The sequence below is a fragment of the Streptomyces hilarionis genome (assembly GCF_024539675.1).
Lineage (GTDB): Bacteria > Actinomycetota > Actinomycetes > Streptomycetales > Streptomycetaceae > Streptomyces > Streptomyces hilarionis.
On sequence record NZ_JAHHIT010000038.1, the window covers coordinates 100,172 to 112,554 of the forward strand.

At 72.1% G+C, this 12,383-nt stretch carries 13 protein-coding genes; 5 read left to right on the forward strand and 8 right to left on the reverse strand.

What is annotated here, in order from left to right:
- The first annotated feature begins 31 nt into the window (after positions 1-31).
- From KMS84_RS07290 to KMS84_RS07305, 4 genes are read left to right on the forward strand one after another with little or no spacing between them, the layout of a single operon-like run.
- Complete coding sequence (locus tag KMS84_RS07290; RefSeq protein ID WP_256915241.1) at positions 32-988, forward strand: metal ABC transporter substrate-binding protein; 957 nt, start codon at positions 32-34, stop codon at positions 986-988.
- A gap of 17 nt (positions 989-1,005) precedes the next feature.
- Positions 1,006-1,782, forward strand: coding sequence for a metal ABC transporter ATP-binding protein (locus tag KMS84_RS07295; RefSeq protein WP_256915242.1), 777 nt, complete (start codon positions 1,006-1,008; stop codon positions 1,780-1,782).
- Entirely contained in the window at positions 1,782-2,684 is a 903-nt protein-coding gene (locus tag KMS84_RS07300) for a metal ABC transporter permease (RefSeq protein ID WP_256915243.1), read from the forward strand. Before KMS84_RS07295 ends, KMS84_RS07300 begins: the two co-directional genes overlap by 1 nt.
- 59 nt (positions 2,685-2,743) lie before the next feature.
- Positions 2,744-3,163: a Fur family transcriptional regulator gene (locus tag KMS84_RS07305; protein ID WP_256915244.1), complete on the forward strand. Its 420-nt coding sequence runs from the start codon at positions 2,744-2,746 to the stop codon at positions 3,161-3,163.
- Positions 3,164-3,246: 83 nt separating this feature from the next.
- On the opposite strand, the gene KMS84_RS07310 is transcribed toward KMS84_RS07305, so the two are convergent.
- The 3 genes from KMS84_RS07310 to recO form a co-directional block, all read right to left on the reverse strand.
- Positions 3,247-3,789 (reverse strand): hypothetical protein, encoded by a 543-nt coding sequence (locus KMS84_RS07310; protein ID WP_256915245.1) that lies wholly within the window; start codon positions 3,787-3,789, stop codon positions 3,247-3,249.
- Between the two features lie 79 nt (positions 3,790-3,868).
- A complete protein-coding gene (locus tag KMS84_RS07315) occupies positions 3,869-4,732 on the reverse strand; it encodes an isoprenyl transferase (protein WP_256915246.1) in 864 nt (287 codons plus the stop codon).
- A gap of 16 nt (positions 4,733-4,748) precedes the next feature.
- Positions 4,749-5,498, reverse strand: coding sequence for a DNA repair protein RecO (gene recO, locus KMS84_RS07320; RefSeq protein WP_057574747.1), 750 nt, complete (start codon positions 5,496-5,498; stop codon positions 4,749-4,751).
- Positions 5,499-5,733: 235 nt separating this feature from the next.
- On the opposite strand from recO, the gene bla reads away from it, so the two are divergent.
- Positions 5,734-6,645, forward strand: coding sequence for a class A beta-lactamase (gene bla / locus KMS84_RS07325; RefSeq protein ID WP_438818909.1), 912 nt, complete (start codon positions 5,734-5,736; stop codon positions 6,643-6,645).
- Positions 6,646-6,649: 4 nt separating this feature from the next.
- Here bla and KMS84_RS07330 read toward each other — a convergent pair whose 3' ends face one another.
- Genes KMS84_RS07330 through KMS84_RS07350 form a run of 5 tightly spaced genes read right to left on the reverse strand, consistent with a single transcriptional unit; the run spans position 6,650 to position 12,380 of the window.
- Positions 6,650-7,630 (reverse strand): hypothetical protein, encoded by a 981-nt coding sequence (locus KMS84_RS07330; protein WP_256915247.1) that lies wholly within the window; start codon positions 7,628-7,630, stop codon positions 6,650-6,652.
- A gap of 40 nt (positions 7,631-7,670) precedes the next feature.
- Positions 7,671-8,633: an SCO2521 family protein gene (locus KMS84_RS07335; RefSeq protein ID WP_256915248.1), complete on the reverse strand. Its 963-nt coding sequence runs from the start codon at positions 8,631-8,633 to the stop codon at positions 7,671-7,673.
- Between the two features lies 1 nt (position 8,634).
- Positions 8,635-9,618 (reverse strand): SCO2522 family protein, encoded by a 984-nt coding sequence (locus KMS84_RS07340; RefSeq protein WP_256915249.1) that lies wholly within the window; start codon positions 9,616-9,618, stop codon positions 8,635-8,637.
- The gene (locus KMS84_RS07345; RefSeq protein ID WP_256915250.1) at positions 9,615-10,535 is read right to left on the reverse strand and encodes an SCO2523 family variant P-loop protein; all 921 of its coding nucleotides are present in this window, start codon (positions 10,533-10,535) and stop codon (positions 9,615-9,617) included. Before KMS84_RS07345 ends, KMS84_RS07340 begins: the two co-directional genes overlap by 4 nt.
- A gap of 3 nt (positions 10,536-10,538) precedes the next feature.
- The gene (locus KMS84_RS07350) at positions 10,539-12,380 is read right to left on the reverse strand and encodes an SCO2524 family protein (protein WP_256915251.1); all 1,842 of its coding nucleotides are present in this window, start codon (positions 12,378-12,380) and stop codon (positions 10,539-10,541) included.
- Between the last annotated feature and the right edge of the window lie 3 nt (positions 12,381-12,383).

A 12,383-nucleotide genomic window follows, 5' to 3' on the forward strand; every position in this document is an offset into this window, starting at 1 on the left:
ACGGTTTCCATATTTGTTGAAAATGAGTGTCATGAACGCACGACGACTCATATCCGGAACGGCTGTCGCGGCGGCCGCCGCCCTCGGCCTCGGCTCCCTCTCCGCCTGCTCCTCCGACAGCGCGGCCGCGGGCAACACGGACAAGTTCGACGTCGTCGCGTCGTTCTACCCGATGGCCTTCCTCGCCGAGCGGATAGGCGGGGACCACGTCCACGTCACCAGCCTCACCCAGCCCGGCCAGGAACCGCACGACCTGGAGATCAGCGCCCGGCAGACCGCCGCGCTCCAGGAGTCCGACGCGGCGCTCTACCTGAAGAACCTCCAACCCTCCGTCGACGACGCGGTGGCCCAGTCCGAGGTCAAGACCAAGATCGACGCCGCCTCCCTCACCACGCTGGAGAAGCACGGCAACGAGGTCGGCGGCCACGCGGCCGAGCACGACGACCACGCGGACGAGGAGCTGTCCGGCCTCGACCCGCACATCTGGCTCGACCCCGTCCGCTACGCCCAGGTCGCCGAGGGCGTCGGCAAGGCCTTCGAGAAGGCCGACCCCGCCCACGCGGCCGACTACAAGACCAACACCGCGGCCCTGGTGAAGCAACTCGGCGATCTGAACACCGAGTTCGAGAAGGGCCTCGCGCACACGAGGACCAGGGTCTTCGTCACCACCCACGCCGCCTTCGGCTACCTCGCCGAGCGCTACGGCCTGACCGAGGAGGCCATCAACGGCCTCGACCCCGAGTCGGAGCCCAGCGCCGCACGGGTCAGGGAACTTGAGAAGATGACGAAGGCGGACGGCGTCACCACCGTGTTCTACGAGACGCTCGTCAGCGACAAGACCGCGAGGACCATCGCCTCCGACGCGCACCTCAGGACCGACGTCCTCGACCCGATCGAGGGCATCACGAAGAAGTCCCGCGGCACGGACTACTTCGCGGTCCAGCGAGCCAACCTCAAGGCGCTTCAGACGGCCCTGGGAACCAAGTGACCATTACGGAGGGCGTCATGGACGCGAAGGCCGAGTCCGTCATCTCACTGCGCGGCGTCCGCGCGGAACTGGGTTCGCGCCCCGTGCTGCGGGGCGTCGACCTCACCGTGCGGCGCGGTGAGGTCGTCGCCCTGCTCGGCGCGAACGGCTCCGGCAAGTCCACGGCCGTGCGCAGCGTCATCGGACAGGTGGCGATCGGCGCGGGCGAGATCGAGCTGTTCGGCGTCCCGCACCGCCGGTTCCGGGACTGGGCGCGCGTCGGATACGTCCCGCAGCGCACCACGGCCGCGGGCGGCGTCCCGGCCACGGTGACCGAGGTCGTCTCCTCGGGCCGCCTCTCGCGCACCCGCTTCGGCGTCTTCCGCAAGGCCGACCACGCGGCCGTGCGCCACGCCCTGGAGCTGGTCGGCATGGCCGACCGCGCCAAGGACAGCGTCGACGCCCTCTCCGGCGGCCAGCACCAGCGCGTGCTGATCGCCCGCGCGCTCGCCGCCGCACCCGAACTGCTGATCATGGACGAGCCGATGGCCGGCGTCGACCTGGCCAGCCAGGAGGTGCTGGCGCACACCCTGCGCGAGCAGGTCGCGGCCGGCACGACCGTCCTGCTGGTCCTGCACGAACTGGGCCCGCTGGAGCCCCTCATCGACCGGGCGGTCGTCCTGCGCGACGGCTGCGTCCTGCACGACGGGCCGCCCCCGCGGGCCGTCGGGCAGCACGCCCTCCCCGGCCACGACCATGTGCACCCGCACGCACCCGCGGGCGCCGAACCGATCCGCACGGGACTGCTGAGCTGATGGACCTCCTGAACTACGCCTTCATGCAGCGGGCGCTGCTCGCCGCGGTCCTGGTCGGCATCACCGCGCCCGCCGTCGGCATCTACCTCGTCCAGCGCCGCCAGGCCCTCATGGGCGACGGCATCGGCCACGTCGCCATGACCGGCGTCGGCCTCGGCTTCCTGCTCTCCTGGTCCCCGGTCTGGATGGCCACGGCCGTCTCCGTCCTGGGCGCGGTGATCATGGAACTCATCCGCTGGTACGGCAAGACCCGCGGCGACATCGCGCTCGCCATGCTCTTCTACGGCGGCATGGCCGGCGGCGTGATGTTCATCAACCTCGCGCCGGGCGGCTCCAACGCCAACCTCACCTCGTACCTCTTCGGCTCGCTGTCGACGGTGTCGGAATCCGACGTGACGGCGATCTGCCTGCTCGCGGCGTTCGTGGTCCTGGTCACCCTGGGCCTGCGCCGCCAGTTGTTCGCGGTCAGCCAGGACGAGGAGTTCGCGCGGGTGACCGGCCTGCCGGTGCGCGCCCTGAACCTGCTGACGGCCGTCACGGCGGCGGTGACGGTGACCGTGGCGATGCGCGTGGTGGGCCTGCTGCTGGTCTCGGCCCTGATGGTCGTCCCGGTGGCCGCGGCCCAGCAGCTCAGCCGCAGCTTCGCCGCGACCTTCGCGATCGCGGTGGCCATCGGCGTGACGGTGACCATCGGCGGCACCGTCACCTCCTACTACCAGGACGTCCCGCCCGGCGCGACGATCGTGCTGCTGACCATCGCCGCGTTCGTCGCGCTGAGCCTGCTGGCCGCCCCGCTGGCCCGGCGCCGCGCCCGCGCGCTGGCGGCGGCGCACCCGGCCGGCGACCCCGCGGAGTGTGCGATTCCGGCCACCCGAGCCCCCGGCGACGAAGTCGGCGTCTGACCGCGCACAGGCCGGGCTGGCACAATGGCCCGGCAAGCCGCAGACGTGAGGAGACAACGGTGACGACCGCTGGACCGCCCGTGAAGGGCCGCGCCACCCGGCAGCGCGCCGCCGTGGCGGCGGCGCTCGACGAGGTGGACGAGTTCCGCAGCGCGCAGGATCTGCACGACATGCTCAAGCACAAGGGCGACTCGGTCGGCCTGACCACCGTCTACCGCACCCTTCAGTCCCTCGCCGACGCGGGCGAGGTCGACGTCCTGCGCACATCCGACGGCGAGTCCGTGTACCGCCGCTGCTCCACCGGCGAGCACCACCACCACCTCGTCTGCCGCGTCTGCGGCAAGGCCGTGGAGGTGGAGGGCCCGGCGGTCGAGACATGGGCCGAGGCCATCGCCGCCGAACACGGCTACGTGAACGTGGCCCACACCGTGGAGATCTTCGGCACCTGCGCGGACTGCGCGGCGACCGCCGCGAGCTGACCCGCCGCCCCGCCCCCGGCCGAGCACGTCCGCCCGGCCGGCCGGACGGACGCAGTCGGCGGCCGGGCGCGCCCGGCCCGGGGTCAGACGCGGCGCAGCCTGCCGTCCAGGATCGCTCGCAGTCGGTCGAGGTCTTCCGGGGTGCGGACGCCCCCCTTGACCAGGACGATCGCGCAGTGGCCCGCCTTGTCCGGGCTGCGCAGGGCGAAGATCCGCTCCGACTCCGCGTAGCTGCCGTAGTTGGCCCAGCCCATGCGCAGATCGGCGTGCGCGCTCACCGTGCGCACGCCCTCCGGGCCGACGGTCACCCGGATCCGGCCGTGGTGGCGGTTCGCCTTCAGCAGCCGCTCGGCCGTCAGTCGCGGCGCGAAGTACATCAGCACCGGCCACACCACGAACATCACGCCGAACGACACCCCCGCCCCGTCGTCGTCGCGCACGCCCAGGGCGAACGCCGCGGCCCCGGCCAGTGCGACGCACACCAGGAAGAGCGGCCGGTGGATCAGAGCCGCCCGGCCGTTCTTGCGGGACACCAGCCGGACGGCGTCCTCCATGTCCGCGAGACGGTGCTCGTACTCCAGCACCACCTCGTCCTCGTGTACTCCGACGGCCTGTTCCCCGCCCACGGCCCCTCCCCGGTCCTACGGTGACGAGGCGTGATCGTAACGGCCGGGCGCGGCGGCCCGGCACGCGGGCCGGACGCCTTCAGGAACCGGCGTCCTGCTCCGCAGCGCGCCCCGAACCGCTCCCCTCCAGGGAGAGCAGCACCTCGTTCGGGGTGGCGCCGCCGAAACGGCGGTCCCGGGAGGCGAACTCGACGCACGCCCGCCACAGGTCGCGGCGGTCGAAGTCCGGCCACAGGACGTCCTGGAAGACCATCTCCGCGTACGCGCTCTGCCAGATCAGGTAGTTGGAGGTGCGCTGCTCGCCGCTCGGCCGCAGGAACAGGTCGACGTCCGGCATGTCCGGGTAGTACAGGTACTTGGCGAGGGTCTTCTCGGTGACCTTGGACGGGTCGAGCCGGCCCGCCTTCACGTCCTCGGCCAGCGCCTGCGCGGCGTCCGCGATCTCCGCGCGGCCGCCGTAGTTCATGCAGAAGTACAGCGTGAGACGGTCGTTGTCCTTGGTCTGCTCCTGCGCGACCTGGAGCTCCTTGGCGACCGACTTCCACAGCTTGGGCATCCGGCCCACCCAGCGCACCCGGATCCCCAGCTCGTCGAGGGTGTCACGGGTCTTGCGGATGAAGTCGCGGTTGAAGTTCATCAGGAAGCGGACCTCGTCGGGCGAGCGCTTCCAGTTCTCGGTGGAGAAGGCGTACAGCGAGATGTTGCGCACGCCCATCTCGACCGCGCCCTGGAGCACGTCGAGGACCTGCTCGGCGCCGACCTTGTGCCCCTCGGTGCGCGGCAGCCCGCGCTCCTTGGCCCAGCGGCCGTTGCCGTCCATGACGATCGCCACGTGTTCGGGGACCAGCTCGCCGGGGAGCTTGGGCGGGCGAGCACCGGACGGGTGCGGCTCCGGAGTCCTGTACTCCCGACGCTGCCGCCCCAGGAACCCGCGTACCACCATGTGCCTCTCGTCTCCTTCACTTTTCCACATACCGAAGGGAGCGCAGCCCGCGCTCCAGATGCCAGTGCAGATAGGCGGACACCAGCCCGCTGCCCTCCCGGACGTGGCGCGGCTCGCACGCGTCCGCCGTCTCCCAGTCTCCCGTGAGCAGCGCGCCGAGGAGGACCAGGGTCTGCGGCGAGGGCACGACGCTGCCGGCCACCCGGCAGTCGGCGCAGACCGAGCCGCCGGCGGCGACGGAGAAGAACCGGTTGGGCCCCGGCATCCCGCACCTGGCGCAGTCGCCGAAGCTGGGCGCGTACCCGTTGACGGCCAGCGAGCGCAGCAGGAACGCGTCCAGGACCAGGTGCGGGGCGTGCTCACCGCGGGCCAGGGTCCGCAGCGCCCCCACGAGCAGCAGGTACTGCTGCACGGCCGGTTCGCCCTCGTGGTCGGTGAACCGCTCGGCGGTCTCCAGCATGGCCGTGCCCGCCGTGTAGCGGGCGTAGTCGGTCACGATGCCGCCGCCGTAGGGGGCGATGATCTCGCTCTGGGTGCACAGCGGCAGGCCCCGGCCGACGAGTTCGCTGCTGCCCCGGGCGAAGAACTGCACGTCGACGTGGGAGAACGGTTCGAGGCGGGCCCCGAACTTGGACTTCGTCCGCCGCACCCCGCGCGCCACGGCCCGCACCCGCCCGTGCCCGCGCGTCAGCAGCGTGATGATGCGGTCCGCCTCGCCCAGCTTCTGGGTCCGCAGGACGATCCCGTCGTCCCGGAAGAGACTCATCGCGCACCGCCGCCCAGGGCCCGCCGGGACCGCCCTGCGCCGGCCGGACGCGGCACGGCGCGCCCTGCCTCCCCCGGCTCTCGGGGGCGCAGCACGATGCCGTCGTCGCGGAACAGGCTCATGGCCCCATTCTCGCCTACGCCGGGAGGGTGGTGTGTCCGCCCGCCGGGATCCCGTGGCGGGCGCACGCAACCGGAGGCGCGGGCGCGGGCGTCCGTGTACAGGGAAACGACTTCTGTGTTCCCGACGGACGGAGAGAACGATCTCAGCCTCGACCACCCGCCGCACCCTGCTCACCGCCGGCGCGGGCGCCGGCGCCGCCCTGCTGGCCGCCGGCCCCGCGCGGGCCGCCGCCGACCCGGCCGACCCCGTCACCGCGCGCCTGCGCGACCTGGAGTCCCGGCACGGCGCCCGGCTCGGCGTCTTCGCCTACAACGTCCGCACCCGCCGCCGGATCCGCCACCGCGCCGACGAGCTGTTCCCGGTCTGTTCGCTGTTCAAGACGCTGGCGGTGGCGGCCGTGCTGCGGGACCTGCCCGCGTCCGCGCTGGACCGCCGCGTCCACTACACGGCCGACGACGTGGTGGAGAACTCGGAGATCACCAAGGACCACGTGTCCGACGGCATGACGATCGCCGAGCTGTCCGCCGCGGCCATCCAGCACAGCGACAACACGGCCGGCAACCTGCTGCTGCGTGAGCTGGGCGGCCCCGCGGCGGTCACCCGCTTCGCGCGTTCCGTCGGCGACCGCGTCACCCGCCTCGACCGCTGGGAGCCGGACCTCAACTCGGCCGAGCCCGGGCGGGTGACGGACACCACGAGCCCGTACGCGATCGCGCGCACCTACGGCCGACTGGTCCTCGGCGACGCCCTGTGCGCCCCCGACCGGCGCCGCCTGACCGACTGGATGCTCGGCACGGTCACCAGCGCCAACCGCTTCCGCGCCGGCCTGCCCCCGACCTGGACGATCGCCGACAAGACCGGCGGCGGCTCCTACGGCGCGAACAACGACGCCGGCATCGCCTGGACCCCGGACGGCGCCCCCGTCGTCCTGGCCGTCCAACTCACCAAGCCCGACCGGGCGGCCCCCTACGACCACGCCCTGATCGTCGAGACGGCGGGGGTGGTGGCGGAGGTGCTGGGCTGAGCGGTCAGTGCGGTCGGGGCGCCGGCGGGGCGGGGCTGGGGCTCGGCTCCCTGGCCGCCGCCCACAGCGTGTCGAAGCGACTGACCTCGTCACCCACGCTGTCCGTGATCGCGTCGAGCCGGGTCCGGACGTTTCCGCCCTGGTTGTCCGTGGTGTATTCGAGACAGAGGGCGTGGTCGAAGATCACGACGTCTCTCGTCGCCGGTCCCGTGCGCCGCCGCTGCTCGGGGAGGACCATGAAGCGCACGTTGATGTCCAGGTCCCGCTGTTCCTGACAGAGGTCCCTGAACCGCTCCATGAACTGTTCGTCGCGCTCCTCGGACGCCCTGATCATGAAGAGGCGGCGGATGGTGACCTGACGGCGTCGCATCGCCTCGATCTGCGCGTCCAGGTAGGGCCCCGCGGGGTCGGTGTCCCAGAACGGCCGGTCGACGGAGCTGCTCGTGGCGTCGATCGTGTGTCGGGCGATCTTGGTGAGGCCGATGAGCCACTCGTTGTTGTCCCGCTGCCAGTGGGCGGTCCTTCCGGTGAGGTCCGTGACGACCGAGGCGAGGCTCTTGATCTCGGCGCGGGCGAAGTCCTTCACGAGGTCCGTGCCGTGCAGGCCCACCTGGGTCGCGCCCTTGACCAGCCGCTTGACGTCGTCGGTGCTCATGCCGACCTCGTCGAGCTCCTGGAGGAGCCCGGCGGCGTCACTGAGCCGGGTGTAGTGGTCGTGCAGCTCTCGCGTCTGGGTGCGCTGGCCCGCCTCCACCGCGCCCAGGCGCTTCTCGAAGTCGACCATGTACTGCACGATCAGCGCCGAGCCCCCGATGACGATGGACATCGCGAGCTTCCACAGTTCGTCCTGCGACTGGTCGATCAGGTTGGTGACGATGTAGGCGACCGTGCCCACGACCACGGTGACCAGCGTCTTGAGCACCACGGGCGCTATCTGCACGCCGGTCCTCGTGCCCGGCCCCGGTGTGCCCGGTTCTCCGTCCATGCCCGCCCCTCCCCGCCAGGTGTGCGTAGATGGTTCCCGGTCACGGCGGCCCCGGCACCTGAATCCGCAACACAATTGCCCTGAGGGCGAGTTGGTCGCGGACGCGTTGCGCCAGTGCGTTCCACTGCCTGCTGTAGCCGGAGTTCTCGTCCAGTTCCTCCCAGACCGGGTGCAGGGCGCGCTCGGTGCGGGCCCGCGGCATCCACAGGTGCAGCAGATGGTCCACGAGCGGACGCAGGGTCCTCAGCAGGGTCCGCTCGTCCTGCGAACCGGCGCGCAGGCCGTCGAGCTTGTCGGCCACGGTCGTCAGCAGCCAGTCGTGCAGGGCGAGGTCCTCGCACAGCCCGGCCGCCGCTGAGGGGGCCGTACCGCGGGGCAGCCGCAGTTCGACGACGCGCAGGCCCGCCTCGGCCTTGGTGAACCGCAGGGCCGTCCGCTGCCCGTCGGCGGCCTCCGCCGTCCAACGCAGAACGGTGTCGGCGGTGGTGAGCGGAGGGTCGTGGTCGAGGAACCGGTGGTTCCGGGAGATCCTCGCCAGCAGTCCCCCGGCGACGGCGCCGACGTCCAGCTCGCCGGGCCGGACGCCCGCGAGGAAGCCTTCGGCCGCCTTCCCGGGCAAGGACCCGACCGGCAGGACGGACCCGGGCCGGACGAGGTAGTAGCCCCACGGCCGACGGCGGTCGGGACCGGCGGCGGGCGCGCCGAAGTACGCCGTGGACTGCAGGACGCGGCCCTCGGTGAGCGTCGCGCGGGCCGTCACGGTGCCCACGGCACGGGTGCGGACGCCGGTGGCGGTGGGCAGCCGGCAGTCGACGCCGGTGAGGACGTCCGGGGAGACGGTATGGCGGTTGGGGTGCCGCGAGACCCGGACGCTGTCGTCGGCGCGCAGCCGCAACAGGGCCACCGCGACCCGCTCGTCCACCGCGTCGCGGGTGGACAGCAGACAGGTGCGCACCTCGCCGCAGACGAGGACCGGGCCGGCGGGATCGCCCAGGCCGTCCACGTCACAGCCCCGGCGGGAAGACGTAGGAGGCGCGTTCCACCACTTCCTCGGGAACGGCGAAGCCCTCCTGCGCGGACCGCTCGGCGACCTGCCCGAGCACGTCGGCCTCCACATGGACCTGGTCGAGGACCACGCGCACGGCGTGCTCGACGGGCAGGAAGCGCACGGGGAGCACGCTGCAGGTGACGTACGCCGCGAAGGGCGCGGCATGCGGCTCGAGGCGCAGGACGGGCGGCAGCGCGTCCCACTCGGCGGGGAACCCCTCGCCGTCCCAGGGGGCGGGGGTGAGCACCGCCCTTCCCCGGTCGCGCAGCAGTCCCAGGCGGACCAGTTGCCAGACCGAGGCGAGGAAGGCGCAGGACCAGGTGCGTTCGTCCTCGTGGCCGTTCCACAGTTCGACGTCCACGAAGACGGAGTGACCGCGTGCGCCGGTCTCGCCGGGCGGCTGCCAGACGGCTCCGGCGGGGTCGAGCGCGGCGGAGGTGCGCCGCGCGGGGGCGCGCCGGCCGTTGGCGAGCCAGCCGGTGCGGCTGACGGGCGGCCGGAAGCCGTTGCTGCCGGGCGGCGGGGACTCCACCAGCCGGTGCAGGACGGATTCCGCGGGTCCGGCGCCGTCCCCTCGCCCGGGGGCTGCTGCGGCGCAGCCGGACTCACGGGCCAGGTAGTCGATGGTCAGCCCCGCGTCGTCCGCCGCCTCCAGCAGGGGTGGGATCAGCTCGGCGGGGGTGGAGCGCCGGGAGAAGTAGTCGTCGATCAGGAAGCAGGTGCTGACGCGGGGCTGTCGGGCCCCGGACAGCCGGCCGACGCCGGCCCGGGCGGCGTCCGCCCAGGGCCGCACGGTCTCGAAGTGGCGGCGGAGCCGGTGGCCTCCTTCGGCGAAGTCCTCCATGTACAGGTGGCCCAGTTCGAGGGAGAGGTGGGAGTAGGGCACGGACTCCGTACGCGGGTCGGCGCTGGTCTCCCGGAAGACGGGGTCACGGTTCACGACGGCTCCCAGCACCTGTCGTCGGTCACCTTCCGCGCGAGGTGTGCCATGGCCTGCCAGGTCTCGACGGTCGCGATCCTGCGGTCGTGGACGTCCTCGTCGGTGATGAGCCGCTCCTGCCACTGCAGGACGGGCTCCAGCGGGATCGACGCGAGCATCCTGCTCCGGCCGACCCCGCAGGCCGCGGCCAGTTCCTCAAGGCTCCTGTCGCACTGCCGCATCCACGCGTACTGCGCGGGCGAGACCTGCGACCACATGGGGGCATCCAGGTCGGGCACGGCCGCCCGGACGAAACGGATCGAGCCGGTGAGCGTGTCGGATCCGTGGCCCATCGCCGTGCCGGCCGCCGCCAGGCCCTGTCTCCCGTGGACCAGTTCGGCTGCCGCCCTCACGTGCTGGCGGGTCCAGCGGTGGTAGACGAGCCAGCGGTGTCTCAGGCCGCCGAGACCGCCGCGGGGCGAGGTGGCGGCGAGTACCAGCTCCATGGCGTAACTGCGCCCTGCGCTCAGGTCCACGACGATGACGTCGAACTCGCGCTGGAGACGCAGGACGAGATCGACGCAGCGGTGGAGGTTCTCCTCGTCGGTGACGAATTCCCCGCCCGTGCGGTCGCCGGGGATGAGGACGAGCCGGCCGACTGGGCCGAACCGGTCGCGCAGGTCGGGGTGTTCCGTGCGGCTCCAGACGTCGACCCGCGACGGTTCGCCGACGCCGCCCCGCAGATACGTGTGCAGGCCGTGCCCCTCGGCCTCGGAGAAGGCGTCGGGCACGTCGAACACGGCGGCGGCGGTGGGGGATCCGAAGTCGAAGTCCAGGAAGCAGACGTCGTCCCCGTCCAGTGCGCGGTGGTAGGCGAGGTTGGCGCTGGTGACGGAGCGGCCGGTGCCTCCCTTGTCGGAGGCGGCGAACACGAGCACGACTCACACCCCCCGGGCTCGGGCGAGGGCGTCGAGCCGTTCCATGACCCTCGCGGCCAGTGCGCAGGCGGTGCCCGGCTGGGCCTCGACCAGGTTCCGGGCGCGGCGCAGGTCGGCCTCGATGCGCTTGATCTCCTCGTCCTGGGGGCTCTTGGGGGCCGGCGGGGGATGTCCCTCCTGCTCTCGGCCGAGGAGGTGCCTCGCCTCGCTGATCAGGTCCCGTGCCTGCTCGGAGAGTCTGGGACTCGGGATCGGGAGCCGGGAGTACAGGTGGTGCGCGGCCACCATGCACTCGGCGACGCGCTCGGTGATGCCCCAGGACAGCGGCCCCCGGCCGACGGGGCGGGAGGTCCGGGCGAGCGGCACGTGGTCCCAGAGTCCGACGCCCTCCCCCTCCGTGATGCGGCGCCCCCACACGTGGTCGAGGATGCCCTCGGCGAGTCTGAGCAGCCGGTCCGTCGAGGTGATGTCCCGGGAGAGACAGCAGAGTTGAACGGTGCGCTTGAGCAGCTGCGTGGAGAAGTCGTTCATCGTCCACGTCATGGCCGGTCCCAGGGCCTCGCTGCCGAGCAGCGGCATGGTGACGCCGGGCTTGTGCAGGCTGTGCGCCGGATCGCGACCGGCGCCCCCGGTGATCCCGCCGCGCTCGGCGAGGCGTTCCACGACGCCGATGACGCGAGGGAGGTCGTGGTCGGTGAAGGGACGGCGCATCCGGTCGTGGACGAGAACGGAGACGACGGTGAGGGAGAAGTACTCCGACTCCAGCCGCTGGAGCGTCGTGCGCCAGGGGATGTCCTCCAGTGGCCAGACGCCGTCGTCGAAGAGGGCGATGCCGGACCAGTACTGCTGGGTGAGTTCCCAGCGCAGCCGCAGCGCGTCGCTCAGTTTCTGCTGTTCGGCGGTGAGCAGTCCGAGGACGAGTGTGCGCTCGGAGAAGAGGTCGATGATGCCGTCGAGGGCGACGACGGTGAAATGGAGGTAGGGGGTGGGGTGGGCGAGGCCCCGGGGCTGTGCGCCGACGGCAGCGGCGGTCTCCGGATCCAGTTCGATCTCGGGCGCGCCCTTCACCACGGTCCACGCCCATCCGCACTCGAACAGGCGGTTCTCGTCCCGCAACTGGTCCCGGACGTCGGCGTCCAGGCCGAGTCTGATGCTCTCGGTGATCAGTGCGCGCAGTGACGTGAACCGGCGCTGGAAGCGTTGCAGGACCTGACGGTCGGACAGTCTGCCCCGGCCCAGGAGCCGGGCGAGCGCCTGGCCCTGGTCCGAGGAGATGTCGACGACGTCGACGGTGAAGGAGCGCAGCAGGCCCACCATCGCCGCGGTGAGTCGGGCGCCCGCGTCCTGTACGAGCCGCTCGATGCGGGCCAGGGTGGAAGCCCGGCGGGTTCTGCCCCTGAACACCCGGCAGAAGTGGAGCGTCGCCAGGCACAGGCTCACCGACATGGAGTAGGAGTCGACGACGTCGACTCCTCTTTGTTCGGGCGACAGTTCCCGGTCGGGATCCTCCGGGGCGAAGTAGTCCCCGCCCGCGAAACCGGGGCCGTCCTCGCTCCGGTGCCTGTCCATGAAGTCGCCGAGGATCTCCAGGAGCCGCAGGGGGATGTCGCCGGAGTCGCCCACGTTCCTGAGCGCCCTGAGGACGTCCGGCTCCGTGGTGTCCGGGGCGTCCAGCCGGAGCGCGGGGATCTCCGTGGCGGGGTACAGGAGGCAGAGGAGTCGCTCCGCGTCCGCCACGCTGCTGTGTCCGCCGTGATCGCCCCAGGACCATGCGCCGCCGTCGAAGGAATGCCGGGCGAAGGCCTGCCACATGTCCAGCAGGTGCTGACGCGGCTTGATCTGCATTCT

Coding starts and splice junctions, on each gene's coding strand:
- KMS84_RS07315 (WP_256915246.1), bottom strand. CDS start 4,732: ATGGTGGTACGCGGGTTCCTGGGGCGGCAGCGTCGGGAGTACAGGACT.
- KMS84_RS07295 (WP_256915242.1), top strand. CDS start 1,006: ATGGACGCGAAGGCCGAGTCCGTCATCTCACTGCGCGGCGTCCGCGCG.
- KMS84_RS07290 (WP_256915241.1), top strand. CDS start 32: ATGAACGCACGACGACTCATATCCGGAACGGCTGTCGCGGCGGCCGCC.
- recO (WP_057574747.1), bottom strand. CDS start 5,498: ATGAGTCTCTTCCGGGACGACGGGATCGTCCTGCGGACCCAGAAGCTG.
- KMS84_RS07350 (WP_256915251.1), bottom strand. CDS start 12,380: ATGCAGATCAAGCCGCGTCAGCACCTGCTGGACATGTGGCAGGCCTTC.
- KMS84_RS07330 (WP_256915247.1), bottom strand. CDS start 7,630: ATGGACGGAGAACCGGGCACACCGGGGCCGGGCACGAGGACCGGCGTG.
- KMS84_RS07300 (WP_256915243.1), top strand. CDS start 1,782: ATGGACCTCCTGAACTACGCCTTCATGCAGCGGGCGCTGCTCGCCGCG.